The sequence below is a fragment of the Pseudomonas baetica genome, from assembly GCF_019733355.1.
GTDB classification, from domain to species: Bacteria; Pseudomonadota; Gammaproteobacteria; order Pseudomonadales; family Pseudomonadaceae; genus Aquipseudomonas; species Aquipseudomonas baetica_A.
Genome location: NZ_JAIHLQ010000030.1, coordinates 1 through 24,907, shown reverse-complemented (window position 1 = coordinate 24,907; position 24,907 = coordinate 1). Strand labels below are relative to the sequence as shown.

The window sequence follows — 24,907 nt, the reverse complement described above, 5'->3', positions numbered from 1 at the left end:
CGGCCTTTATCCTTGCGGAGAACCTTTATGCAATCTCTTTCATTGTCCACAACCCGTGGCCTGTTCAATCGTTTGGGCCTCATTGCAGGCCTGTGTGTTCCGTTATTGGCCAACGCGGCGGTGGTGCCGGACCGAACGCGAATCGTGTTCGAGGAGAGCGCGCCGTCAGTCAGCGTCACGCTCAGTAACAAGAACGCGCAGTTGCCTTTTGTCGTGCAGTCGTGGATCGAAAACGAAGCCGGCCAGAAGGTCACGTCGCCGTTCATGGTGCTGCCGCCATTGCAGCGCATTGAACCCAGTGAAAGCAGTGTGTTGCGCATCGTGAAACTGCCTGAGCTGGCGTTGCCCAAAGATCGCGAATCGGTGTTTTACCTCAACGTGCGCGAGATTCCACCCAAGACTCAGGCTGTCAATTCGATGCAGATCGCCTTGCAGTCGAAGATCAAGCTGTTCTATCGCCCGGCCTCGGTCAAACGCGAGCGTGGAGATGATCTGGCGCTGGGCTTGAAGCTGAAAATCGATCCGGGCACTAAACAGCTTTCGGTGGAGAACCCGACGCCGTTTCACATCACCGTGGTCGGGCTGCTGGCCGGTGAGCAAAAGACCCGGATGCCGATCGACACGATCATGATCGCGCCCTACGCCAACGCACGCTTTCCGTTGACCAGCACGGCGTTCACCTCGCTGCGGGTGTCGAACATGAACGACTTCGGAGGGCAGACCGATTCGCTGTTCAAGTGCGTGGCAAACGTCTGCACGGGCGTCAAGCCATGAAGCGCACGCCGCTCAGGCTTTGTCTGGCGATGCTGTTGCTGATGTTTTCTCAGGCGTCCTGGGCGATGTTGTGCAAATCGCTGAATGACGGCTCGTACCTGAGTGAATACATCGGCCCGGTGTCGGTGCCCGATACGGTGCCGGACGGTACGATCATCTGGCGCTCGAAAACGCATGTGGTGCCCGCCAAGTGCTGGAAGGTTCACGACATCCATTTTGCCGAAGACGACCCGATCTATTTCTACGGCAACCCGGCTGGATTGAACGCGACACCCTGGGGTATTGAATTTGGTCTGGTGTACAAGGGGGTGACAGCCTGGGACGGTGACTGGAGCGCCAACCCGACCCAAGGGGTGAATACCGGTTTTGTTTCACGGGGCTGCCCCTCGGCCTCCAATGATGCAGAGATGTTGCCGTGTTCGTTGGTCAGTCCGAGCATCGCGTTTCAGGTGGTCATCCGCAAACGCGGGCTGTTACCGCTGCAGCGGCCCTCACAAGATACGTACGACGTCTTCCAGTTCGACGGGTTATATGGACTCAACGGCGGGCCAGGCAATCCGTTTGGCAATTTCCGTTTTCAACTCAGCGGCCTGCAAAACATTGTCGGCACGGCTTGCAGTGTTGATGTGACCGTAACCCCTGAGCCGGGAATCGTCGATTTCGGGGTCATCCAGAAAACCGCCAACGGCCTCTCACCGCCCAATCCGACCCGGCCTTTCAGCCTGGCGCTGGAGAAACGATGCAGCACGGCGATCAACCTGGGCGCCACATTGGTCACCACTCAGCAGCAGGGTGATTACACCATCGTGCCGGCCAGTGATAGCCAGTTCGGCATTCAGGTGCGCGATTCACGCAACCAACTGGTACCGATCAACGAACCCTTTCCGCTGGTCAATTTCCCGGCGGACGTGACTCATATCGACGTGCCGTTCAGCGCTTCGGTCGTATCGTTGGGCGATCCCAAGGTCGGGCCTTTCGAGGCAATCATGGTGGTGCAGATCATCTATTACTGAGGCACGCCGCCGGCGCCAACGGCGGCATTTTTTTGCAGGCGTTATCTCTGGGAAATTTCCTACATGACTGTCGGATAAGTCCTTCGCAGCACGCTTTTGGCTATCGCCAATATGCCTGCTCTCAGCTCGATTAAGCGATGAATTGACGATGGCTTCCCCGCGTATTCTAGTGTTGGAAAATCAAGGTTTTGCGCGCAGCGTGCTGGTCAAGATGTTGCAGCGCCTGGGCGTACACGACGTGGTCCAAGCCACAGATGGCGAACATGCGATGGTGCAGATGCACCTCTATGGCGGCGTCGACATCGTGCTGTGCGACCTGACTGATCGCGGACTCGATTGCCTCGAGTTTCTGCGGCGCGCCAGTCAAAGCGGCATGGTGCGCGCGGTGGTGCTGTGCAGCGAATTGCAGCCGGAGTTGCATCGTGCGCTGGGGCACATGCAATCGTTGGCCGGGCTGCAACTGCTGGGGATACTCCGTCGACCGATTCAACTGCGCTCGGTGCATCGTTTGTTGCACCGCTACAGCCGCGCGCGGGCAGTTCCGGTGCCGAACATGCTGCGCAGAGAGCTGCCTACTGAAGAGGAAGTGCGGCGTGGGCTGGCGTTGGGCGAGTTCCGTGCCTGGTTTCAACCGCAGGTCGAACTTCAGACCGGCGCAGCCGTCGGCGTCGAAGCGCTTGCGCGATGGCAGCATCCGGCGCGGGGTGTGTTGCTGCCCAGTGAATTCCTGGCGGCGGTGCTGGCGTATGACTTGATTGACCAGATGTTCAAACACCTGCTGGAACAGGGTTTGAGCCTGATGGGGATCTTGCGTCGCCAAGGCGTCAACCTGACGCTGGCGTTCAACCTGCATGCCTCGCAACTGGCGAACGGTGAACTGATCGAGCACATCAAACGGGCACTCGAGCGACATGCCTTCAAGGGCTCGACGCTGATGTTCGAATTCGCGGAAAACGGCTTGCTCGACAGCGCCCCCGGCATCCATGAAAACCTCCTGCGATTGAGACTGTTGGGCTGCGGTTTGTCGGTCGATGACTTCGGGGTGGGCTTCTCTTCGCTCAAGCTGCTCTGCCAGCTACCGTTCAATCAGATCAAGCTCGATGGACGCTTCGTCCAGCGTCTGGATCGCCAGCGCAATCGTGCCATGGTGACCTGCACGCAGGGGCTGGCGCAGTCGCTGGACATGAGGCTGGTGATTGAGGGGGTCAGTAGTCCGCGGATTCGCGAGGGGCTGCTGGAACTGGGGTGTGAGACCGGCCAAGGGTTTCACCTGGCCAGGCCCATGAATGGGCACGATTTGTTGCAGTGGCTGAAAACGCTGGAAAGCGCACGGTGAACTTTTCACCGTTTGCTCCGATATGGCTGCAGAATTTTCCTACACTTCATTCGCGCTCGTGTATTTTTGCCGCACGCACCGAATGGCTTGCTGTCCCACTCACACTCATGGCCTTGACGATGTCGGTTGCCGGCGTGCTCTCCAGAGGTTTTTATGCTTAAAGCGATAGTTGTGGACGATCATCCGTTCATTCGCTCTTCGGTCAAGATGCTGCTCAAACAGGAACAGTTCGACGTCGTGGCCGAGGCGGACAACGGCGCCGACGCTGTGCAACTGGCCCGTGAACACGCTCCGGACCTGATTATTCTGGATATCGCCATGCCCAAGCTCGATGGGCTGGAAGTGATTTCGCGTATCAGTGCACTGGGGCTGTCGAGCAAGGTGCTGGTGCTGACCTCGCAATCGGCGCTGTTCTATTCCATGCGCTGCATGAAGGCCGGCGCCGCTGGCTATATCTCCAAAACCAACGATCTTGATGAGCTGATCAAAGCCATCAAGGCTGTGATGGACGGCTATACCTTCTTTCCCAATCTGGCCACCAGTTCGGTGCGGCGAAGCGATGTTGATGCCACCGATCTTGAACTCATCCAGAGCCTGTCCGATCGTGAGCTGACGATCCTGCAACAGTTATCCAACGGGCTGAGCAACAAGGAAATTGGTGAAGCGATGTTGCTGAGCAACAAAACCGTCAGCACTTACAAGACCCGGCTGATCGAGAAGCTCAAGGTCAAATCGGTGGTGTACCTCGCCGATTTTGCCAAGCGCAATAACCTTGTCTAGATGAATACTTCTTTCAGAAAGTGCTTTGCGGGGCTGTTGCTGTCTGGCTTTCTGCTAGCCGGCAATGCTTTTGCCGCTGAGCCTGAAACGTTGCAATTGCTTGGGCGTTCGACGGTCGATGAATATGCGGTTTCACTCGACGAGTCGGACTGGAGCTGGTTGCGGCATCGCAAAGCATTGTTGCTGGGCGCTTCGGCTCCCGATTACTCACCGTTTGGCATTACCACCAATGACAATGACTACGAAGGTCTGACGGCCGACTATGCGCAGTTGATCGCTCAGTTGCTGCATATCAAGGTCGAGGTGCGCCGGTTTGAGTCGCGCGACGAGGTGCTGGCTGCGCTTAAAAACGGTGAGATCGATTTGCTTGGCACCGCCAATGGTTACGAGGCAGTTGATCCCGACCTGGCAGTGTCCAGGCCCTATGCCGACGATCAGCCGACGTTGCTGACCCGCATCGGCGAGAACCAGGATCTGCCGGTGGATCTGGCTGGCAAGCGTGTGGCGATGCTCTATCACTATTTGCCACCAGAAGTGGTGAAGGCGTTCTATCCCAAGGCCACCATCCAGTTGTATCCCTCAACTTTGAGCGCTATCGGTGCGGTGGCGTTCAGTCAGGCGGACGTGTACCTGGGCGACTCGATCAGCTCCAACTACCTGATCAGCAAGAATTACCTCAATAACGTGCAGCTCAGTGATTTCTCGCGGCTGGAAGTGCAGCCATTCGGCTTTGCTGTGTCTCGTGGCAACGACCGACTGTTGCGTATCCTCAATGCAGCGCTGGACACGATTCCCACCACTGAACGCATGAGTATTTTGCGCCGATGGAGTGCGGGGGGCGCGACCATGCCCGGGCGACAGACCCTGCACTTCAGCGTCAGCGAGCAACGCTGGCTGGAGCGTCACCCCAGGATAAACGTGGCGATCAATGAGAACTTTCTTCCGCTGACGTTCTTCGACAATGAAGGCAATTTTCGTGGCATCAGTGCCGATGTGCTGGCCAAGATCAGCCTGCGCACCGGCCTGAAGTTCGACGTACAACGGGCCGAGTCAGTCGCTGACCTGGTCGATCTGGTGACCAGCGGCAAGGCTGACATGCTCGCCGCGTTTACCCCCAGTGCCGAGCGTGAAGGTGCCTTGCGTTTTACCCGACCTTATCTGACCAACCCGTTCGTACTGGTTACGGCCAGCGGCGAGGGCGCTCCCCAGACCCTGGACCAAATGGCCGGCAAGCGTCTGGCGTTGATTCGCGGCAACGTGTTGCGCGAATACCTTGTGGAGCAGTTTCCCCGGGTGCACCTGGTGACGGCGCAAAATGCTGCCGATGCGATGAACATGGTTGCCAAGGGCGAGGTCGATGGTGCGATCAATTCCTTGCTCAATGCCCGTTACTTGATCTCCCGCCAGTATCGCGGCCGGCTGCAAATCACCAGCACCGTAGGGACCCAGCAGGCGCGTATAGCGCTGGCGACCGATCGCGGTGCGCTGGAGTTGTACTCGATTCTCGACAAGGCGCTGTTGAGCATTTCCCCTGAAGAAATGGATGAGCTGACCAACCGCTGGCGCACTGAAGTGGTGGTCGACGACAGTTATTGGCTGCGCCATCGCAGCACGATCATTCAAGGGTTCGTCATCGCCGGTGTGTTGTTGCTGGTGGCGTTCGGCTGGATTGCTTACCTGCGCATGCTGATGCGCAAGCGGCGCCAGGCTGAAATCGCCCTCAACGACCAGATGGAGTTCATGCGCGTGTTGATCGACGGCACGCCGCACCCGATCTATGTGCGCGACCGCGAAGGACGGCTGGTGACGTGTAACAGCGGTTACCTGCAAGTGTTTGGCGTTGAACGCGAAGCCGTGATCGGTAAAACCGTGACCGACGGCGTGCTGAGTGACGCTATCGAGGCGCAGGGCTATGCGAACGATTACCGGCAAGTCATGGATGAAGGCGTGCCGCGAGTTGAGGATCGCAAGCTCAGTCTGGCAGACGGTCGTCTGCTGACTATTTATCACTGGATGCTGCCTTACCGTGGCAGTGATGGCGAAGTCAGCGGGATGATTTCCGGCTGGATCGACGTCAGCGAACGCCAGCAACTGTTGCACGAGTTGCGCATCGCCAAAGACGGCGCCGACGATGCCAACCGCGCCAAGACCACGTTCCTGGCGACGATGAGTCATGAGATCCGCACACCGATGAATGCCGTGATCGGGATGCTTGAACTGGCCATGAAAAAAGCCGATCAGGGCGTCATGGATCGTTTCGCCATTGAGGTGGCCTCGGGCGCGGCGCGGGGCTTGCTCGATCTTATTGGCGACATTCTCGACATCGCACGGATCGAATCCGGCCGGTTGTCGCTGGCTCCGGAGCGGGCCAATCTGCGTGAGCTGATCGAGTCGGTGGTGCGGATATTCGAAGGCTTGGCGCGACAAAAACAACTGCGCCTGCAACTGGATCTGGATGCGCTGGCCAACGTAGACGTCTTGATTGATCCGCTGCGCTTCAAGCAAGTGCTGTCGAACCTGTTGAGCAATGCGATCAAGTTCACCGAGGTGGGTCACGTCGTATTGCGTGTGCGGGTAGAACCTGCGATTGACCAGGATCGGTTGGCGCTATGTCTGCGGGTCGAAGACAGTGGTCGCGGGATATCCGTGGAAGACCAGCAACGGCTGTTCACGCCGTTCACCCAGGCTGGCAACCATGGCCAGTCTGTGCAGGGCGGTTCCGGGCTGGGTCTGGTGATCAGCCGCACCTTGTGCGAAATGATGGGTGGCTCGCTGACGATGCACAGTGCGCTGGGGCAGGGCACACAGATTGAGGTGCGCCTGAGTTTACCCACCTTGCAGCCATTGGCCCGCGTTGCGGTGGCCGAGATTGAACCGGTTACGGTCAGTCGGGCGCTGAATATCCTGGTGATTGATGACTATCCGGCCAACCGTTTGTTGTTGTCCCAGCAACTGACTTATCTGGGGCACCGGGTCACGGACGCTGAGGACGGCGCCCATGGTTTGCGGGCGTGGCGCAATGAGTCTTTTGATGTGGTCATCACCGATTGCAACATGCCGATCATGAACGGCTACGAGCTGGCGCGGGCGATACGCGACGAAGAAACCGCACGAGCGTTGCCACGCAGCCTGGTGCTGGGCTTCACCGCCAATGCACAGGCCGAGGAGAAGTTGCGTTGTGCAGAGGCGGGCATGGACGATTGCCTGTTCAAGCCCATCAGCCTCAAGGATCTGAACGCGCGATTGGCTTCGATAACGCCTCATGTCCGACCTGTAACCGAAGAAGAGGATACCGGCAACGCGGAGGGTGGCATTGATTTTGACGTGAGCAGTCTTGAGCAACTGACCCGCGGTGACCGGGCGTCAATCAAGAGTCTGCTGACGGATCTGGCCACCAGTAATGACGACGACATGGCCAAACTCATGCGACTGTTCACGCAGCATGATTTGCCAGGGTTGGCTGACCTTGCACACCGGGTCAAGGGTGGCGCGCGGATCATCAAGGCGCAGTCGCTGATTCAGGCCTGTGAGGCCTTGGAAACCGCCAGCGAAGGTCTGGATTCGGCGGTGTTGACCGAGGCGGTGGACGCCCTGCAGCAAGCCATGGAACACCTCGCCGCGCAATTGGAAACCTACCTGGCGAACTGATCGCGGTTCGCTGGATCTTTTTCGTTTTGAACGTCGATATTTGCGAATTTTCCTACATTCGCCAATGACCCTCCCTCGTTAACGTGCAGTGGACTCAGCGTAAGGCTGATTCAGACAACGGGCGATCAACAGGGGCCATCAGCGCAACGCTGACGGCCCCTGTCGAAGCGCCGTACGCAACGAGCAGGGGCACTGATTCTCGGTAACGCCGACTCCCCTTCGCGCTGCGTGTCATCCCACTTTTATTGTTTGGAGCAGTTGATGAACCTTCAACATCTGTCTTCCCGTGCGCGACTGTCGGTCAGCGTGCTGGTTGTAGCGGCAGCTTTGAGTGCCTGTGCCAGCGCACCGATTCCGGAGCAACAGATTTCGCTGTCCAAAGAGGCGGTCAATCGTGCCGTTTCGGCAGATGCGACCCAATATGCCCCACTGGAAATGAAGGCGGCGCAGGACAAGATGTTCCTGATGGAGCGCGCCCTGGGCGAGAAAAATTACCCGCAAGCCAAAGTGCTGGCCGAGCAGATCGAAGCTGACGCCAACCTGGCCGAACGCAAGGCGCGAGCTGTGAAGTGGCAGAAGCAATTGACAGACGCCCGCAGCGGCATCCAGGTGCTCAAGCAGGAAATGCTGCAAGACCCGGTTACCGGTTTCAATCCGCCTGCCAGTGCTCAATAAGGAAAAGCCCCATGCAGACTTTCAAATTACTGCCAGCCGTTTCCCTGTTTGCCCTGATGCTCGCCGGTTGCGCCACACCGCCGGAAAACCCGCAATTGCTGCAAGCCCGTGCGCAATTCGCCGCGCTGCAACAAAAAGCCGAGTCAAACACGCTCGCGGCGATCGAAACCAAGGACGCGTTCACTGCGCTGAACAAGGCCGATCAGGCTTCCCTCAAGGATCGCAAGGCGCCAGATGTTGATCAGTTGGCTTATCTGGCCAGCCAGAAAATTGCTGCGGCCGAGCAGACCATTGTCGGTCGCCAAGCGGAGGCCGGCCTAAAGAAAATCGACGCCGAACGCACTCAGGTGCAGCTCGATGTCCGTACCCAGCAGCTCAAGGCCCTGCAAGCACTGAAAGCCAAGAAGACGGATCGGGGTGAGGTGGTGACCTTCGGTGACGTGCTGTTCGACACCGGCAAGGCTGATTTGAAGTACGGCAGCCAGCGTCAGTTCCAGCACCTGGCCGACTTCCTGGCCAGTAACCCGGAGCGCAAAGTGCGGGTGGAGGGCTTCACCGACAACGTCGGCAACGAGGCCGCCAATCAGGTGTTGTCCGAGCGCCGCGCGTCTTCTGTCGCCAGTGCGTTGTCGCAATTGGGGGTGGATCGTCGGCGTATCGTGACTCAGGGCTTTGGCGAGGAATTCCCGGTGGCCGATAACGGCAGCGCGGCAGGACGCCAGCACAATCGGCGGGTCGAAGTGATTCTGTCCAATGGAGCAGAGGTGGTGGGCGCGCGCCACTGATTGCACCCGTAAAGCCGGATACCCGCTCTCTCGTGAGGAGAGCGGGTTTGCTGCAAGTGTTGTACTTACGCTAGACGAATGCTTGTGATACCGCTCATTTGCTTCGGAAATTTCCTACAAATGTAGGGAAATTTCCTACTCAGCAAGTTCTCTTCGATCTCTAAATTACAGACCTCAACTGAGCCGCCGGCCTTCCATCAGTCGCCGCTCAGCCCCTATGCCATTGGCATTTCCACTGTCGACCCGGCAGTAAGAACGAGGTACTGAACATGAAGACGATCAACTCCAAACAGAACCCTGCACTGACGCTTTCGCCCCTTGCGCTGGCTATCTTCCTGTTGCTGCCGGTACAGGCGAACGCGTTCACTTCAACCGTCAACAACGGCGCGGTAGTCGATGGTGAAACAGTGGTCGGTGGCACGCAGAATATTGGCACCAACGGTACGGCCAACAACACGTTGATCGCAGTCACCGGGAGTCAGACGGTTTTTCAGAACGGCGTGTCGAATGACGCCACTGTCAACGGCGTCCAGAACGTTCAGAGTGGCATTGCCAACCGCAGCATCGTTAACGCCAGCGGCTCACAGGTGGTGGGCATCTCCGGTGTGGCCAACGACACTATTCTGAACGGTGGCGCACAGACGGTGCAAACCACGACAGGGCGGGCCAACCGTACCGTGATCAATCAGAATGGCGTTCAGACTCTGACTGTCGGGGGCACTGCAACTGACACCGTCATCAATAGTGGCGGGCTGCAGGTGTTGACCAATCAGGGCGTGGCGCGAGACACCCTGATCAACAGCGGTGGGGAGCAGAGTCTGCAAATAGGCATGTTCGGCGGCACGGTGGCAACCGGTACACGCATCGACGGTGGCTTGCAGAGTGTCTATGACACCGCCACGGTCAACAACAGCACCGTGAGCAATGGCGGGCGAATCAATCTGTACAAGGGCGCGCAGGCCAACGGGCTGGTCGCGGACGCAGGCGGTACCGTTAATGTCATGGAGAACGGCGTGAAAACCGTTGACTCCCTGACGCTCAATGGCGGCAGTGTTGCCTTTGTGCCAAGTACGGATGGCAGCTTCAAGACATTCACTGTCAATGCATTGTCCGGCAGCGGCAACATCCTGATGAACACCGATATCGCCAATCAGCAAAGTGATTTGCTGGTGGTGCAGGGGGCTGGCCTGGCGAGTGGCGATCATACGTTGATCGTGGGCGACTCCGGTCATGAACCCGCGGCTATTGACGGGCGTCTGGTGCTGGTCGATACCCAGGGCGGCAGTGCGAAATTTGGACTCTACGGTGGCCATGTCGATGCCGGCGCGTTCCGCTACACCTTGCAGCAACAGGGTGATGACTGGGTGCTGGCCAGTGGCAGCAGCGATCCCGTCGTTCCGGTCACGCCTGCCGATCCAGAACAGCCTGTCGCCCCGGTAACACCTGTCAATCCAGTGACGCCTGTCAATCCAGCAAAACCACTGGATCCGGTGACGCCGCCGACGCCAGTCAACCCACGGCCGGAAAACCTCTCAAAGGGCACTAACGCCGCCATCGCCGCGCACACGGCTGGCGCCAGTCTGTGGAGTGCGCAAATGAATGCGCTGGTCAAACGTCTGGGTGAATTGCGCATGGGGCAGGACGACGGTGGTATCTGGACGCGTGCCATCGGTAAGCGCTTCGATGTCAGCGAGAACTCCAGCCGTGCTTACACCCAGGACGTTAGTGGTCTGGAAATCGGTGCCGACAAGGCATTCGCGATCGACAGCGGCAAAGTCTATGTCGGTGCCATGGTCGGCACGGCCCGTTCGGACCTGAACTTCGGCGAGGGCGCCTCGGGTGAGATCGATAGCCGCATGTTCGGCCTCTATGCCACCTATTTGAACGACAACGGCGTCTATGTGGACAGCGTGTTGAAGTACAGCCGCTTCGATAACGACATCAAAACCCCGAGCAATCTGGGTAATTCGGTAAAAGGTTCCTACAGCACCAATGGTGTGGGTGCCGACATCGAGATCGGCAAACGCATCGCGCTCAAAGATGGCTGGTTCGTTGAGCCGCAGGTGGAAATCACGGCCACTCAGACTCAGGGCGCGAGCTATACCGCCAGCAACGGTCTGCGGGTCAAGACCGATAATCTGAATTCGCTGCAAAGTCGTGTCGGTTCGCTCTTTGGTCGCAGTCTGGAACTGAGTAACGGTATGAAGGCCCAGCCATACGTCAAAGCATCCTTCATTACCGAGCACGCGGGCAGCAGCAAGGTCACCGTCAACGGCAATAAATTCGATGCGGAATTGCCGGGTAGCCGTGTGGAAGTCGGGTTCGGTGGCGTGTTGCAAGTCACGGAGAAAAGCAAGATTTCTCTGGATGCCGAGTACGCCAAGGGCAACGGTATCGAACAACCGTTCGGTGTCAGCTTGGGTTATCGCTATCTCTGGTAAGAAAAAAGGCAGCGCCGGGTAGTCCCGGCGCGTCTTTATTAAGGGAATTCGTATGCGTCTTGGGCGATTTTCAGAACTTTCTTACATAGATCGTCGAGCCTTTTGATTAGCGTGATCTACCTTCACGCCATTGTTGAAATCACATGCCCTACAAATGCTGGCGAATCCTGATCGTCGAAGATCAGCCTTATCTGCGTAGCAGAATCGAGAAGTCTCTCAAGGAGCTGGGTTGCCGCAGGCTGACTCCCGCGCAGTCCTTTCGGGAGTTGCTGGGCTTGACTCATTACTCGCACGATCCTTTCGAAGGCTTTGAACTGATGATCATCAATGGCGAACTGTTAGCGGCTACGGGGATTGATCCGGTGCGATTCTTCCTCAGCAACCCGCAGATTCGCCACGGTGTGATCTATGACGCACGTCGGGGTCAGTTAAGGGCTGAGATGATCCATGCCAGCCAGCGACGTCAATTGAGCCTCATACAGACGCCTGACCGGCAGTCCCTGGACGCCGTGCTGATGTCTCTTGGCGCTTAGGAAATTTCCTACGCATTTTGGGATCTTTCTTAGAGTATTCAGGCCTCTGATTCCACAAAATTGTGTTGCCCCTCAACAGATGAGTCGATCGCCATGCCCACTTTGCCGCTCCGTGTCCTGGTTCTAGAAGATCACACCTTCCAGCGTTCCGTAGCGGTGAGCATGCTCCAATCGCTGGGATGCCGAGAGGTGTTCGAGGCCAGTGACGGCGCCCAGGCCCTGGCGGTGCTGGAAACCGTCGGGCCGGTGGATGTTGCCCTGTGCGACTTACAAATGGAGGGCATGGACGGCCTCGAGTTTTTGCAGCGGGTGGGCGCGTCGGGGCAGGTCAAGTCGGTCATCATCAGCAGCTCGTTGTCGGCGGATCTGCGTCGGGCGGTGCATCAAATGGTGACGTTGCTTGGACTCGAGTTGTTGGGTGATGTGGGCAAACCATTGCATGTGCAGGTGTTGGAGGATTTGTTGAGAAAGGCCCTCGTCAGGCCGGTCAGTCAGCAGCCACCGATCAGCGCCAACACGCTGGCCAACGAAGACGCGGTCCGCGAGGCCTTGGCTGAGCGGCAGTTACAAGCCTGGTATCAACCCAAATTCAATCTGCTGACCGGAGAAGTCAGTGGTGTCGAAGTCCTGTGCCGCTGGCAGCATCCGACGCAGGGGATCATTTCGCCGGCGGTTTTCATGCCTGTGCTGGAGCGCTGCGGCTTGCTCGACGAGTTGTTGTTTTGCCAAATAAATGAGGCGTTGACGTTGCAGTGCAGCGCGAGGGCGCAAGGCTTTGTGTTGAACATGGCGTTCAATCTGCAGGCCTCTCAACTCGCCAGCAGCGATTTGACGGCAACCATCCGGAACATACTGGCCAGTCACGCGGCTCCCGGTTCAAATCTGACCTTCGAACTGACCGAAAGCGGCCTGCTGGAAGCACCGGCCACCAGCCTGGAAAGCCTGGTGCGCTTACGAATGATGGGCTGTCGCTTGTCCATTGATGACTTCGGTGCCGGATTCTCCTCACTGCAACGCTTGTGTCAGTTGCCCTTCAACGAGATCAAGCTCGACGCTGATTTCATTCGTAACCTTGAGCACGAGCCACGTTGCCGGGCGGCGATCAGCAGCACGCTGGCGCTGGGCGAAACCCTGGGCATGACAGTGGTGATCGAGGGCATCGAGACCGATGTGCAGCGCCGTGAACTGCTGGCACTCGGTTGCGCGCAAGGTCAGGGCTACTGGTACGCACGGCCGATGGCAGGGGCCGATTTGTTGAGGTGGCTGCAGCAGCGCAGCGTGGTGCAGAGCTCGGAAAAATGAGCGGTTTTTTAGGAAATTTCTTACAGATAACGTCTCGGGGCTTGCGTAGGCTTGCCGCCTTCAGAAACCGTCACCACCAGGAGATCGAGCATGATCAATAAAACCCTGCGCATCTTGATCGCCGACTCGCAGCATTTTCACCGGATGAACGTCGAACGTCTGTTCAATGGCCTCGATTACTACCGTGTTGCCCCTGTGCAGAGCCTTGTCGAGTTGCTGACCCTTGTGGAGTACGGCTGTGAACCGTTTGATGTGGTCGTCATCAATGCCGAACTGACGGCCGGCTCACTGGACCTGCCGGGTTTTCTGCTGGAAAACCCGCAGGTCCGTCACGCGTTGATATACAACGATCCTTCGGCGCCGCTGCAGGTGGCTTCGGGGTTCGCCCAGGAAAATGTCCAGGTCAGTCACGCGGCGTTACCCAATGCACAAGCGATCAAGCACTTGATGTCGCGGGTCGAGGCATTCGCCGAGCATCAATCGTCAGCCTGGAACCAGGATCAGTTTGTGCGAAGTCGAGCTCACGCATAAAAAAATGTTTGCCGCAACTGTCAGGTCTGACAGGTGATTCGCTTTCCGTTCCGTGCAACAGTCGCTGCGCAACCACTGAGTCTGGATCAGCCCATGCCGGTGGTCCTATCGCCAGATTTTGCACTGGGAGTGGTTATGAAGTCAGCGCTGATCGTCGACGATCATCCGGTGGTGCGCGCCGCCATCCGAATCGTGCTGCAAACCGAGGGCTTCAAGCAGATCTACGAGGCGTCCAGTGGCAACGAGGTGCTGCCATTGATCCGTGAGCACAAACCCCGACTGGTCGTGCTAGACCTGCGTTTGCCGGTGCTTGACGGGTTGGATGTACTGGCGCGAATCAAGGCCAGCGACCTTGACTGCCGAATTCTGGTCTTCAGTTCCCACGATCCCTTGTTTTACCAGGAGCGTTGTCTGCGTGCGGGGGCGATGGCCTACGTGACCAAGACCAACCAGTTGCAACAATTGCATAAAGCCATTCAGGCGGTGATGTCGGGCTACACCTATTTTTCCGCGCTGCCGGACAATGTCAGCGCACTGAACGCCGTGCAAACCACGGAAAAGCAGATGGTCGATCAACTCTCCGACCGGGAGTTGAGCATTTTTGTACAACTGGGGCAGGGCAGAGCCAACAAGACGATTGCCGAGGACATGCACCTGAGTCACAAGACCGTCAGTACCTACAAAACCCGTCTGATGAAGAAGCTCGGGGTCAGCTCGGCGGTGCACTTGCGCGATTTCGCCAAGCGCAATCATTTGCTCTGAGCGCCCGGTCATGAGGCCGGTATTACGGATTTTCTGGTTGTGGCTGAGCCTTGTGGCCACCAGTTGGGCGAGTGAACCGCCACAGTTGCTGGAGGTGCTGACCCGCACCGCTCTGGAAAGGGTCCAGCTTCCTCTGGACGAGCAGGATCGGCAATGGCTGCGTCAGCACGCGGTGTTGCGCATGGGCGTTTCCGGGCCTGATTATCCGCCGTTCGAGATAACCCGCAATCAACATGAGCTGGAAGGACTCACGGCCGATTACGCCGATCTGCTGGCGCAACTGCTCGGCATCGGCATCGAGGTCCGGCGCTATGCCAACCGCAATGCTGTGATGGATGCGCTCAAACGCGGTGATGTCGATCTGTTGGGCACCTCCAACAGTTTTGAGGTCGCTGACCCGAAAATCATTCTGTCTCGGGCCTATGCTGACGACCAGCCGATGCTGGTGACCCGGCTCGGTGAAACCTTGCCGGTGAACCTGGCCGGCAAGCGTGTCGCCATGGTCGAAGACTATCTGCCGCTGGCGAACGTGCAGGCGTTTTATCCCGAAGCGCTCGTGCAGCGCTACCCTTCGGCGATGGATGCCCTCGGTGCAGTGGCGTTTGGCGCAGATGACGTTTATCTGGGCGACTTCATCAGTGCCAACTACTTGATCAACACCAATTATCGCAACGACTTGCAATTGGCTGGGCCGTCGGGGCTCGATGCCAATCCGTTCGGCTTTGCGCTGTTGCGAACCGATGTGCGCCTCAGACGCCTCGTCGACAAGGCGTTGGCGAGCATTCCCATGGAGCATCGTCTGCGCATAGAACAGCGTTGGAGCGCGGGTCTCGCCGAGATGGCCGAACAGACGCAGGTGCAACTCAGTACCGCAGAGCAGCAATGGCTGGGCCAACACCCTGTGGTGCGAGTCGGCGGCATCGAAGATTTCGCCCCGCTGACGTTCTTTGATGCAAACGGCCGTTTCAGTGGGCTTTCGGCGCAATTGCTGAACTTGATCAGCCAGCGTAGCGGGCTGCATTTCGAGATCGTGCGCGGGGGCTCGCTGGACCGTCAGATCGAGCAACTGAAGATGGAGGCGCTTGACGTGTTGCCCGTGGTGACACCCAGCAGCGAGCGTGAAACCGAACTGCAGTTCACCCGGGCCTATCTGAACAATCCCTTTGTGCTGGTCAGTGCGGCCACAGCGCAGAGCCCTCGCGATCTCGACGATTTGGCGGGGAAGCGCCTGGCTATTTATCGTGGTCACCCATTGCGCGCTTATCTGCTGGGACGCGTACCCGCCATTCACCTGGTCGAAGTCAAAAGTCCCGCCGAAGGTATGGCGCTGATCGCCAAAGGCCAAGTGGACGCGACGGTCAGCTCGTTGCTGGTGGCGCGTTATCTGATTGCCCGCCAGTACCGCTCGCGTCTGCGCATTACCGGTACCGTGGGTGATCAACCCGCCCGTATCGCGCTGGCCACTTCGCCGCAGGCGCCAATACTGCATTCGATCCTGAACAAGGCACTGCTGAGCATCGCCCCGCAGCAGGTGGACGAACTGGTCGAGCGCTGGGGGCATGATGTGGTGGTGGAGGATAGCTATTGGCTGCGTCATCGCCGCATGATTGTCCTGGGATTTGTCGCTGCGGCGAGCCTGCTGTTGCTGGCATTGGTCTGGATCGGTCTTCAGCGCAGGCAAATCCGCCAGCGTCAGCAATGGTTGCAGCAATTGCAGGAAGCCAAGGACGTTGCGGACGACGCCAATCGGGCCAAGACCACTTTTCTGGCGACCATGAGCCACGAGATCCGCACACCGATGAATGCGTTGATCGGCATGCTCGAACTGGCGCTGAAAAGGGCCGATGAAGGCGTGACTGATCGCTTGGCGATTCAGGTGGCCTCCAACGCCGGGCAACAATTGCTGGCCCTGATCGGCGACATTCTCGACATTGCACGTATTGAAAACGGGCATTTGTCCCTGGCCCCCGAACGGGCCAATCTGCGTGAACTGGTGGTGTCGGTATGCCGGGTTTTTGAAGGGCTGGCGCGGCAGAAGCGCTTGCTGTGGCAGATCGAGCTTGATGCCGGCAGTGACGTCGATGTGTTGATTGACCCGACGCGCTTCAAGCAAGTGCTGTCGAATCTGCTGAGCAACGCGATCAAATTCACCGAGGAGGGCGAGGTGCGTTTGTGGCTTGCGGTGACAGCAACATCGGCCGAGCGACTGGCAGTGAGAGTGGTCATCGAAGACAGCGGGATCGGTATCAGCGCGCAGGATCGGCAACGGCTGTTCAGCCCGTTCGTTCAGGCCAGCAATAACGCGCAATCGGTGCGCAGCGGTTCCGGGCTGGGCCTGGTGATCAGTCGTAGCCTCTGCGAAATGATGGGCGGCGCGTTACGGCTAGACAGCGAACCCGGCCACGGAACGCAAGTTGAAGTCAGTCTCGAGTTGCCGCTGCTGACCGCGCTCGCGCAGAACCCGGCGACCGCTCAAACCCTGGGCGCGCCGGAACACGCCCTGAGCGTTCTAGTGGTGGACGATCATCCGGTGAACCGATTGTTACTAGGCTGGCAGTTGAGTGAGCTGGGGCATGTCACGGTCGATACCGAGGACGGCCATCAAGCACTGGAGTGTTGGCGGGCACAGCCGTTCGATGTGGTGATCACCGACTGCAACATGCCCCGGCGCAACGGCTATGAACTGGCACGATCAATCCGTGACGAAGAAGCCGCGAGCGGCCGTGCACCTTGCCTGATTCTGGGTTTCACCGCCAACGCGCAGGTCGAGGAGAAGGTTCGCTGTCTTGAAGCCGGCATGGACGAATGTCTGTTCAAACCGATCCGTTTGCACGATCTGCAGCAGGCCCTGAATGGCGCGAGCCAATGCGCGAGCGATGTCGATTCGACCGAGCATATTGCCCTGACAGAAATCGACTTGAGCACACTGGAGCAAATGGCCGGCGATGATCTCGCGTTGATCGAGCGCCTGCGTGAAGAAGTGTTGAACAGTCTGCATCACGATCTGCAACGACTTGACGATTTGAACGCCGAGGACGACCACGCTGGGCTGCGCGAGCTGGCCCATCACATCAAGGGCGGAGCACAGATGGTGGGCGCGGAGCGGGTGGTGTCGGCGTGCGCTGATCTTGAACAGGCTTGTCGAGAGGCCGAAGCCGTCGTCATCATCGTGGCGATCAATGCGTTGCGCGCGGCCATGCACGGCCTCGCGCAACGTCTTCAGGCCTGAGCCGGTTAATCCCAGTCGGGCGCAATGCCTTTGGGGCTGGTCAGGCGATGGCCGCGATCCAGTGTGGCGATTTTCGCCATGTCGGCGTCGCTCAAGGTCAGCGTGGTTGCGCCGAGGTTGCTTTGCAGGTTGGCACGCTTTGTCGATGACGGGATCACCGCATACCCCGATTGCATGGCCCAGGCGAGCGTGACTTGCGCCGGGGTGGCGTGCAGGCGTTCGGCAATTTGTTGAATCACGGGATCCTTGAGCACTTCGCCGTAAGCGAGGGTCATGTACGACGTGATGTGAATGCCTTGGCTGTTGGCGAACGCGGCCACTTTGCGGTTTTGCAGGTAGGGATGCATCTCGATCTGGTTGGTTGCGATGTTCTCGGCGCCGACGGTAGCAATCGCTTGTTTCATCAGGTCGATGGTGAAGTTGGAAATGCCGATCTGCCGGGTCAGGCCCAGACGCTTGGCTTCAAGCAGTTCGCCCATGAACACCTCGACCGGTACTTGATCGTCCGGCGAAGGCCAGTGGATCAGCGTCAGGTCGAGGTAGTCGGTCTGCAGTTTTTGCAGGCTTTCCTTGAGGCTGTCGATCAGGCGATCCTTGGCGAAGTTGGCGACCCAGATCTTGCTGGTGATGAACAGTTCTTCGCGTGCGATGCCGCTGGCAGCGATGGCTTGGCCGACGTCGGCTTCGTTTTCATAGATCTGCGCGGTGTCAATCACCCGGTAGCCGAGCTCAAGTGCGGTACTCACCGAATCAATGACCACCTGGCCTTGCAGGCGAAACGTACCAAGACCGAAAGCGGGAACAGACATGAAGGACTCCAGGGTTGCAGTGGGGATGGACAGGAGTATCGGCGCCTGCATCCATGAGAAAAACCGTTGGTGGGACAAAGCACCTTTGACCTCAGGTCATGAATCTTTTCGGATGTTTGTGTTGTCTGGGCCTTTCGCCAGCGCATCGTTCAGGAGGTAGAACGCTGAGGCCGATTTTTGCCGTCTAGTGCATTAATGGTCATGGATTTAAGCTTAATCCATCGCCTCACTCACCCTATTGGAGCCCTCCATGAAAAACATCATCGGTATCTACACCAGCCCTCGGGGCCATTGGGTCGGCGATGGTTTTCCGGTTCGTACACTGTTTTCCTACGACAGCATGGGCAAACACATCAGCCCGTTCCTGCTGCTCGATCATGCCGGTCCCGCCGAATTCACTCCGACCACCGAGCGACGCGGCGTCGGCCAGCATCCTCATCGCGGGTTTGAAACCGTGACCATTGTTTACGACGGCGAAGTGCAGCACCGCGACTCGACTGGCAGCGGCGGCACCATAGGCCCCGGCGATGTGCAATGGATGACGGCTGCTTCCGGGATTTTGCATGAGGAATTCCACTCCGAGAATTTCGCCAAAACCGGCGGCAATCTGGAGATGGTCCAGTTGTGGGTCAACCTGCCGGCCAAAGACAAAATGGCCGCGCCGGGTTACCAGACGATTCTCGATAGCGAGATCCCGAACATCGCGCTCAAGGACAACGCCGGCAGCCTGCGCCTGATCGCCGGTGAGTTCGAAGGCCATCAAGGCCCGTCGCGTACCTTCACGCCAATCGACGTGTGGGACTTGCGTCTGAACGCCGGCAAGTTGCTGACGCTCGATCTGCTCGAGGGCCGTAACACCGCATTGGTGGTGTTGAAAGGTTCGGTGCAAGTCAACAGTCTGCAAGCCGCGTGCGAAGGGCAGTTGGTGCTGTTGGAGCGCCACGGCCATCAACTGACCCTCGAAGCCAGCCAGGACGCGGTGGTGTTGCTGCTCAGCGGCGAGCCGATCGACGAACCGATCGTCGGCCATGGCCCGTTCGTGATGAACACCGAGCAGGAAATTCATCAGGCCTTTGCCGATTTCCAGTCCGGACGGTTTGGTCGAATGCACGCTTGACGCCTTAATCGCCAAAAATTTTGTGGGAGCAAGCTTGTTCCCACAGGTTTTCTTGTTGTCAGTGAAGTCGTGCTCATTTTCTGAAATCAATGACTCCTACACTGTCCCCAATCTGTGCGATCTTCTCGCGATTGGCCCCCCGTCGGAGTTGTTTGATGCTGTCTCTGCTGACCGAACACCCTTTGTTTTGCGCGTTGATCCTGATCCTGCTCGACCTCGGGCTGTGGCGTCTGATCAGCGCCCGTGGCAGTGAGTGGAAATTGCTGGTGCGGGTGCTGATTTTCAGCGTGTTCAGTGTGTTGTTGTTCAACGAAGGCCTGAGCCCCATGGAGCCGGCACCCTGGGCAGACGATGTACCGTTGCACATGGCGGCGACTGCGCTACAGATTGCCTGGTGGCTGTTCGGCGCACGCACCCTGACGGTGTTGATCGGCGCGGTGATGATGCAGAGGGTCGGGCACACTGGGCGTTTGCTACAAGACTTGTTGGGTGCCGTGATCTTTCTGATCGCGATCATTGCGGCGTTGGCCTACGTGCTGGATCTGCCGGTCAAAGGTGTGCTGGCGACGTCTGGCGCTTTGGCAATCATCGTCGGTCTGGCCTTGCAGAGCACGTTGAGCGATGTGTTTTCCGGGATCGTCCTCAACACCACCAAGCCATATCAACTCGATGACTGGATCTCCATCGACGGCACCGAAGGTCGGGTCACCGACATCGACTGGCGCGCCACCCGCCTGCAAACCAGCCAAGGCAACATGGCGGTGATTCCCAACTCGCTGGCGGCCAAGGCCAAGATCATCAACTTCAGCCGGCCGAGCAACATGTTCGGCGTGGCCGTCAGTGTGCAAGTCAGCCCGCATGCGCGACCGAGCACGGTGATCGATGCGCTGGAGCGCGCGATGCAGGGCTGTCGTCAGCTTCTGGACACCCCAGCGCCGAGTGTGGCGCTCAAAAACGCTGGCAGCGATGGGGCAGAGTACGAAATCAATGGTTTCGTCGCGTCGATGGGCGAGAAACGTGTGGTGCGCAATCAACTGTTCGACCTGGCGTATCGGCACTTGCAGGCATCCGGGGTCAATCTGCTGTCGAGGGCCGAGCCTGCCGTGCCGGGCAATCTCTCGCGGCCGCGGGCGTTGCTCGACAGCTCACCGATTTTCTCGACGTTGCGTCAGGAAGAGAAAGACACCTTCAGCCAGAACATGACCCTGCAATCCTTCCGCGCCGGCGAGCAGATTCTGGGCGCAGGGGAGGTCAGCGATCACCTGTACATCATTGAATCCGGCGTGGTCACTGTGGCGCTGACCCGCCATGGCGCACCGTTCGAGTCCGCACGCATGGGGCCGGGCGAAGTGATCGGCGAGGCCGGCATTCTTTCCGATTCGTCGGTGCCCGCCACGTTTACCGCCAAGACCTTTTGCGCGTTGTACCGCATCGAGAAGACTTACCTGAAACCGTGCCTGGATGCCCGCCACGACATCAGCGACGCGATGCAAACCTTGCTCGATTACCGTCTGTACAAAGCGCAATCCCTGACCGAGGACGCGCCGGTCATCGTGCCGAAAAAAGGCTTTTTGCAATGGTTGCGTAATCGCGCCTGAGTGGCTTGGCACTGGTGCGATTGCCTGCGGTATTTGTGTCTCAAGGATTGCCTCGGCATCTTTTGGGGTTATTTTAGTCAGCCATCGGCGGAGCTATCCGCAGCCATATGCAAAAGGACTGGGCAATGAGCGAACCACGCCTGACAAATCTGAAACGCTACCTGCGACGTCTCGGCTTCGATGCTCCACCCGCGCCGACGCTGGAGACCCTGCGCCAATTGCAGTTGCGCCACACGGGCGCGTTTGTCTTCGAGAACCTGTCGACGATCGGCGGTGAACCGGTGTTGATCGACCTTGCCTCTGTAGAGCAGAAAGTCCTGCACGATGGCCGTGGCGGTTACTGCTACGAACTCAATCACCTGTTTTTTGCCCTGTTGCTTGAATTGGGCTTCGATGCCCGGGCCATCAGTGGGCGAGTGGTGATGAATCAGCCTGAAGGTACTTGGACCGCACGTACGCACCGTCTGAGTCTGGTGACGTTGGATGGCGTGCGCTACATCACCGATGTCGGCTTCGGTGGCATGGTGCCAACTGCACCGTTGATGCTCGACACAGAGGCCGAACAAACCACGCCACACGAACCGTATCGCATCGAAAACCGTGTCGATGGCTACATGCTGCGCGCCAACGTTGCAGGTGAATGGCGCCCCATGTACCTGTTTGACCTGCAACGCCAGGAAGACATCGATTACACCATCGGCAACTGGTACGTCTCGACCCACCCGGAATCGCCGTTCTGCCAACGCCTTATGGTCGCGCGCACGGGTAACGGCTGGCGCAAGACGCTGAACAACGGCAGTTTCGCGATCCATCGCATGGGCTCCGCCAGTGAACGGCGGGAGGTGACGGATGTTGATGAGTTGATCGAGTTGTTGCAGCAGGAATTCGATCTTCGCCTGCCTCAACAACCGCGCCTGAGCCACGCGCTGGGGCGGATGATTGTCCCCGCCTGAAGCCTAGGGCTTCGCCTCTGGCTCCAGTACCCGGCGTATCTCCCCGACGGCCGCCGACAGCTTTTTCTCAAGACTCTTGAGGTCGGCGGCGGTAATACCTTTCTTGAACTGCCCGCAGTGGCCTGACTCGGCCGGGCCCTGACTCTCTGTGCCATTGAGCAAGGCGTGGCGCAGGGTGTTATTGATCACCGTCTGATACCCAAACCCCTCGTTTTCCGCCACGGTGCGAGCGGCCTCGATGACCGCGTCGTCGAGCATGATGGTGATGCGGGTTTTACCCTTGGTGGACGCCACGGCGCCGCGTTTGCCTTGAGAGAAGTCAAATTCGTCTTTCATCGATCAAGCCTCTAAAGAATATTGGCGACGCTCGCTTGGGGTGGCGACACGCGCAGAAATAATTCGAATGACATTGGCTTCGCGGTAACTGTACGCAACGACCAGCAACCGTCCCTTACCGTCGAGGCCCAGGGTGATCCAGCGTGGCTCTGCATGGTCGTTGTCCTCAATCGTCAGTGCGCATTCGTCGTGAAAGACCGGTTCTGTCTCGGCGAGGCTGACACCTTTGTGCTTGAGTTTGTTGGCTGCGTTCTTGCTTTTGTCGTACTGAATGTCGAATGACTTCATTATGCATACTTTATATGTATAAAAAAGAGCGCGACCACACCGTCGGTCGCCATGAGCACTTCAGCCTAGTGGGTGATGACGCAAGGTCAGACGGGGATGTGTTGCCGGATTTGTGAGGGGATGCGAGCAGGGGGATAGAAGGTTGGGTGGCTACCTATCCATTATGTGACTGGTAAGTTGTATACAACTCTATGGACATTTGTCACAAGTATTGAATACAGTGTGCGCATAACAAAAACCAGGGACCCCCCCACCATGAAAACGCCCCATGTTTCACACCAACGGCCCGAGGACGAAAATCTCGGGGTCGGCGCGAATATGGCTTACGGCCTGCAACATGTTCTGACCATGTACGGCGGTATCGTTGCGGTGCCACTGATCATCGGCCAGGCAGCCGGGCTTTCGCCGGCAGACATTGGTTTGCTGATCGCTGCTTCGTTGTTTGCGGGGGGGCTGGCAACACTGCTGCAAACCCTGGGTCTGCCGTTCTTTGGCTGTCAGTTGCCGCTGGTACAAGGTGTGTCGTTCTCCGGCGTTGCGACCATGGTCGCGATCGTCAGCAGTGGCGGGGAGGGTGGCTTCCAGTCGGTGCTTGGCGCTGTGATTGCCGCATCCTTGATCGGCCTGCTGATTACTCCGGTGTTCTCGCGAATTACCAAGTTCTTTCCTCCCTTGGTGACCGGCATTGTGATCACCACTATCGGCCTGACGCTGATGCCGGTGGCCGCACGCTGGGCCATGGGCGGCAACAGCCACGCGCCGGACTTCGGCAGCATGCAAAACATCGGGCTGGCGGCGGTTACGCTGGTGCTGGTGTTGCTGTTGAGCAAGGTGGGCAGCTCCACAATCTCGCGTCTGTCGATCCTGTTGGCCATGGTGATTGGCACGGTACTGGCGGTATTCCTTGGCATGGCGGACTTCTCCAGCGTCACTCAAGGCCCGATGTTCGGCTTCCCGACGCCATTCCACTTCGGCATGCCGACGTTCCACTTCGCCGCGATTCTGTCGATGTGCATCGTGGTCATGGTGACGCTGGTAGAGACATCGGCGGACATCCTCGCGGTCGGTGAGATCATCGGCACCAAGGTGGACTCCAAGCGCCTGGGCAACGGTCTGCGTGCGGACATGTTGTCGAGCATGTTTGCGCCGATCTTCGGCTCCTTCACGCAAAGCGCCTTCGCCCAGAACGTCGGGCTGGTGGCGGTGACAGGAATCAAAAGCCGTTTTGTGGTGGCCACTGGCGGTGTCTTCCTGGTGATCCTCGGCCTGTTGCCGTTCATGGGGCGGGTGATTGCGGCAGTACCGACATCGGTGCTCGGCGGCGCAGGTATCGTGCTGTTCGGCACCGTCGCGGCGAGCGGTATCCGCACCCTGTCGAAGGTGGATTACCGCAACAACGTCAATCTGATCATTGTTGCCACCTCAATCGGTTTCGGCATGATCCCGATTGCCGCGCCGAACTTCTACGATCACTTCCCGAGCTGGTTCGCGACCATTTTCCACTCGGGCATCAGCTCGTCGGCGATCATGGCGATCGTGCTCAACCTGGCGTTCAACCACTTCACCACCGGCAACTCGGATCAGCAATCGGTGTTTGCGGCGGCGGAAGAGCGCACCCTGCGCTATCGTGATCTGGCGGCGCTGCGTGAAGGCGATTACTTCAGCGACGGCAAACTGCATGACTGCGATGGCAAGGAAGTGCCAGTGATCGAGCCTGATGCGGAGCATGACCATGGCCAAGGTTCGCCGGAGGTGCAGGCGAAAAGCAGCGAGCATGTCTGACCGCTGACTGAATGCATAAGGCCGATCTGGAGACAGATCGGCCTTTTCGTTTCAAGGGAAAAAGATATTTTCGAGCGCCATCGAGTAGGAGGCGGATTCACATCCGCCGTCCTCTCACACCACCGTACGTACGGTTCCGTATACGGCGGTTCAGGTTATACGGTTAAGTCGGTTTATCGTGTCCAGTATCGAGACCAGGCCGAGGTTGTCCCATC

At 58.3% G+C, this 24,907-nt stretch carries 20 protein-coding genes; 17 read left to right on the top strand and 3 right to left on the bottom strand.

Annotated features, from left to right (window positions below; all coding sequences use genetic code 11):
- The first annotated feature begins 27 nt into the window (after positions 1-27).
- The 13 genes from K5E40_RS24035 to K5E40_RS23975 all read left to right on the top strand — a co-directional run bounded on the left by K5E40_RS24035 (position 28) and on the right by K5E40_RS23975 (position 17,809).
- Positions 28-774: a molecular chaperone gene (locus K5E40_RS24035; RefSeq protein ID WP_221732936.1), complete on the top strand. Its 747-nt coding sequence runs from the start codon at positions 28-30 to the stop codon at positions 772-774.
- Positions 771-1,787: a fimbrial protein gene (locus K5E40_RS24030; protein WP_221732935.1), complete on the top strand. Its 1,017-nt coding sequence runs from the start codon at positions 771-773 to the stop codon at positions 1,785-1,787. The genes K5E40_RS24035 and K5E40_RS24030 overlap by 4 nt, the downstream gene beginning before the upstream one ends.
- 148 nt (positions 1,788-1,935) lie before the next feature.
- Positions 1,936-3,123, top strand: a complete 1,188-nt coding sequence (locus tag K5E40_RS24025) for an EAL domain-containing protein (RefSeq protein ID WP_260455988.1) — start codon at positions 1,936-1,938, stop codon at positions 3,121-3,123.
- Between the two features lie 153 nt (positions 3,124-3,276).
- On the top strand, positions 3,277-3,903 hold the full coding sequence (locus tag K5E40_RS24020; RefSeq protein WP_221732934.1) for a response regulator transcription factor: 627 nt from the start codon (positions 3,277-3,279) through the stop codon (positions 3,901-3,903).
- Positions 3,904-7,551, top strand: a complete 3,648-nt coding sequence (locus K5E40_RS24015; protein WP_221732933.1) for a transporter substrate-binding domain-containing protein — start codon at positions 3,904-3,906, stop codon at positions 7,549-7,551. It abuts the gene before it with no gap.
- A gap of 261 nt (positions 7,552-7,812) precedes the next feature.
- On the top strand, positions 7,813-8,226 hold the full coding sequence (locus K5E40_RS24010; RefSeq protein WP_221732932.1) for a DUF4398 domain-containing protein: 414 nt from the start codon (positions 7,813-7,815) through the stop codon (positions 8,224-8,226).
- 11 nt (positions 8,227-8,237) lie between these two features.
- Positions 8,238-9,011: an OmpA family protein gene (locus tag K5E40_RS24005; RefSeq protein WP_221732931.1), complete on the top strand. Its 774-nt coding sequence runs from the start codon at positions 8,238-8,240 to the stop codon at positions 9,009-9,011.
- 269 nt (positions 9,012-9,280) lie between these two features.
- Positions 9,281-11,452, top strand: coding sequence for an autotransporter outer membrane beta-barrel domain-containing protein (locus tag K5E40_RS24000; protein ID WP_221732930.1), 2,172 nt, complete (start codon positions 9,281-9,283; stop codon positions 11,450-11,452).
- Between the two features lie 143 nt (positions 11,453-11,595).
- Positions 11,596-11,985, top strand: a complete 390-nt coding sequence (locus K5E40_RS23995; protein ID WP_221732929.1) for a hypothetical protein — start codon at positions 11,596-11,598, stop codon at positions 11,983-11,985.
- Positions 11,986-12,078: 93 nt separating this feature from the next.
- On the top strand, positions 12,079-13,287 hold the full coding sequence (locus K5E40_RS23990; protein WP_221732928.1) for an EAL domain-containing protein: 1,209 nt from the start codon (positions 12,079-12,081) through the stop codon (positions 13,285-13,287).
- A gap of 90 nt (positions 13,288-13,377) precedes the next feature.
- Complete coding sequence (locus tag K5E40_RS23985) at positions 13,378-13,818, top strand: chemotaxis protein CheY (RefSeq protein ID WP_221732927.1); 441 nt, start codon at positions 13,378-13,380, stop codon at positions 13,816-13,818.
- A gap of 135 nt (positions 13,819-13,953) precedes the next feature.
- The gene (locus K5E40_RS23980; RefSeq protein WP_221732926.1) at positions 13,954-14,580 is read left to right on the top strand and encodes a response regulator transcription factor; all 627 of its coding nucleotides are present in this window, start codon (positions 13,954-13,956) and stop codon (positions 14,578-14,580) included.
- 10 nt (positions 14,581-14,590) lie between these two features.
- Positions 14,591-17,809 (top strand): ATP-binding protein, encoded by a 3,219-nt coding sequence (locus K5E40_RS23975; RefSeq protein ID WP_221732925.1) that lies wholly within the window; start codon positions 14,591-14,593, stop codon positions 17,807-17,809.
- A 5-nt stretch (positions 17,810-17,814) separates the two neighbouring features.
- On the opposite strand, the gene dkgB is transcribed toward K5E40_RS23975, so the two are convergent.
- Positions 17,815-18,618 (bottom strand): 2,5-didehydrogluconate reductase DkgB, encoded by an 804-nt coding sequence (gene dkgB / locus K5E40_RS23970; RefSeq protein ID WP_221732924.1) that lies wholly within the window; start codon positions 18,616-18,618, stop codon positions 17,815-17,817.
- A 250-nt stretch (positions 18,619-18,868) separates the two neighbouring features.
- On the opposite strand from dkgB, the gene K5E40_RS23965 reads away from it, so the two are divergent.
- The 3 genes from K5E40_RS23965 (at position 18,869) to K5E40_RS23955 (ending at position 22,286) form a co-directional block, all read left to right on the top strand.
- Positions 18,869-19,735: a pirin family protein gene (locus K5E40_RS23965; RefSeq protein ID WP_221732923.1), complete on the top strand. Its 867-nt coding sequence runs from the start codon at positions 18,869-18,871 to the stop codon at positions 19,733-19,735.
- A gap of 155 nt (positions 19,736-19,890) precedes the next feature.
- A complete protein-coding gene (locus tag K5E40_RS23960) occupies positions 19,891-21,333 on the top strand; it encodes a mechanosensitive ion channel family protein (protein ID WP_221732922.1) in 1,443 nt (480 codons plus the stop codon).
- Between the two features lie 125 nt (positions 21,334-21,458).
- The gene (locus K5E40_RS23955) at positions 21,459-22,286 is read left to right on the top strand and encodes an arylamine N-acetyltransferase (RefSeq protein ID WP_221732921.1); all 828 of its coding nucleotides are present in this window, start codon (positions 21,459-21,461) and stop codon (positions 22,284-22,286) included.
- Positions 22,287-22,289: 3 nt separating this feature from the next.
- Here K5E40_RS23955 and K5E40_RS23950 read toward each other — a convergent pair whose 3' ends face one another.
- Both K5E40_RS23950 and K5E40_RS23945 read right to left on the bottom strand, forming a co-directional pair.
- The gene (locus K5E40_RS23950; RefSeq protein WP_221732920.1) at positions 22,290-22,622 is read right to left on the bottom strand and encodes a BrnA antitoxin family protein; all 333 of its coding nucleotides are present in this window, start codon (positions 22,620-22,622) and stop codon (positions 22,290-22,292) included.
- Between the two features lie 3 nt (positions 22,623-22,625).
- Positions 22,626-22,910: a BrnT family toxin gene (locus K5E40_RS23945; RefSeq protein ID WP_221732919.1), complete on the bottom strand. Its 285-nt coding sequence runs from the start codon at positions 22,908-22,910 to the stop codon at positions 22,626-22,628.
- A 255-nt stretch (positions 22,911-23,165) separates the two neighbouring features.
- Here K5E40_RS23945 and K5E40_RS23940 point away from each other — a divergent pair, with 255 nt between their 5' ends.
- Positions 23,166-24,692 (top strand): nucleobase:cation symporter-2 family protein, encoded by a 1,527-nt coding sequence (locus tag K5E40_RS23940; RefSeq protein WP_221732918.1) that lies wholly within the window; start codon positions 23,166-23,168, stop codon positions 24,690-24,692.
- The last annotated feature ends 215 nt before the right edge of the window (positions 24,693-24,907 follow it).

Bases quoted from the DNA above. Each gene is read 5' to 3' on its own strand.
- K5E40_RS24020 (WP_221732934.1), top strand. From the start codon at position 3,277: ATGCTTAAAGCGATAGTTGTGGACGATCATCCGTTCATTCGCTCTTCG.
- K5E40_RS23955 (WP_221732921.1), top strand. From the start codon at position 21,459: ATGAGCGAACCACGCCTGACAAATCTGAAACGCTACCTGCGACGTCTC.
- K5E40_RS24010 (WP_221732932.1), top strand. From the start codon at position 7,813: ATGAACCTTCAACATCTGTCTTCCCGTGCGCGACTGTCGGTCAGCGTG.
- K5E40_RS23975 (WP_221732925.1), top strand. From the start codon at position 14,591: ATGAGGCCGGTATTACGGATTTTCTGGTTGTGGCTGAGCCTTGTGGCC.
- K5E40_RS23990 (WP_221732928.1), top strand. From the start codon at position 12,079: ATGCCCACTTTGCCGCTCCGTGTCCTGGTTCTAGAAGATCACACCTTC.
- dkgB (WP_221732924.1), bottom strand. From the start codon at position 18,618: ATGTCTGTTCCCGCTTTCGGTCTTGGTACGTTTCGCCTGCAAGGCCAG.
- K5E40_RS23985 (WP_221732927.1), top strand. From the start codon at position 13,378: ATGATCAATAAAACCCTGCGCATCTTGATCGCCGACTCGCAGCATTTT.
- K5E40_RS24025 (WP_260455988.1), top strand. From the start codon at position 1,936: ATGGCTTCCCCGCGTATTCTAGTGTTGGAAAATCAAGGTTTTGCGCGC.
- K5E40_RS23940 (WP_221732918.1), top strand. From the start codon at position 23,166: ATGAAAACGCCCCATGTTTCACACCAACGGCCCGAGGACGAAAATCTC.
- K5E40_RS24030 (WP_221732935.1), top strand. From the start codon at position 771: ATGAAGCGCACGCCGCTCAGGCTTTGTCTGGCGATGCTGTTGCTGATG.
- K5E40_RS23995 (WP_221732929.1), top strand. From the start codon at position 11,596: ATGCCCTACAAATGCTGGCGAATCCTGATCGTCGAAGATCAGCCTTAT.
- K5E40_RS24015 (WP_221732933.1), top strand. From the start codon at position 3,904: ATGAATACTTCTTTCAGAAAGTGCTTTGCGGGGCTGTTGCTGTCTGGC.
- K5E40_RS24035 (WP_221732936.1), top strand. From the start codon at position 28: ATGCAATCTCTTTCATTGTCCACAACCCGTGGCCTGTTCAATCGTTTG.
- K5E40_RS23960 (WP_221732922.1), top strand. From the start codon at position 19,891: ATGCTGTCTCTGCTGACCGAACACCCTTTGTTTTGCGCGTTGATCCTG.
- K5E40_RS23980 (WP_221732926.1), top strand. From the start codon at position 13,954: ATGAAGTCAGCGCTGATCGTCGACGATCATCCGGTGGTGCGCGCCGCC.
- K5E40_RS24000 (WP_221732930.1), top strand. From the start codon at position 9,281: ATGAAGACGATCAACTCCAAACAGAACCCTGCACTGACGCTTTCGCCC.
- K5E40_RS23950 (WP_221732920.1), bottom strand. From the start codon at position 22,622: ATGAAAGACGAATTTGACTTCTCTCAAGGCAAACGCGGCGCCGTGGCG.
- K5E40_RS23965 (WP_221732923.1), top strand. From the start codon at position 18,869: ATGAAAAACATCATCGGTATCTACACCAGCCCTCGGGGCCATTGGGTC.
- K5E40_RS24005 (WP_221732931.1), top strand. From the start codon at position 8,238: ATGCAGACTTTCAAATTACTGCCAGCCGTTTCCCTGTTTGCCCTGATG.
- K5E40_RS23945 (WP_221732919.1), bottom strand. From the start codon at position 22,910: ATGAAGTCATTCGACATTCAGTACGACAAAAGCAAGAACGCAGCCAAC.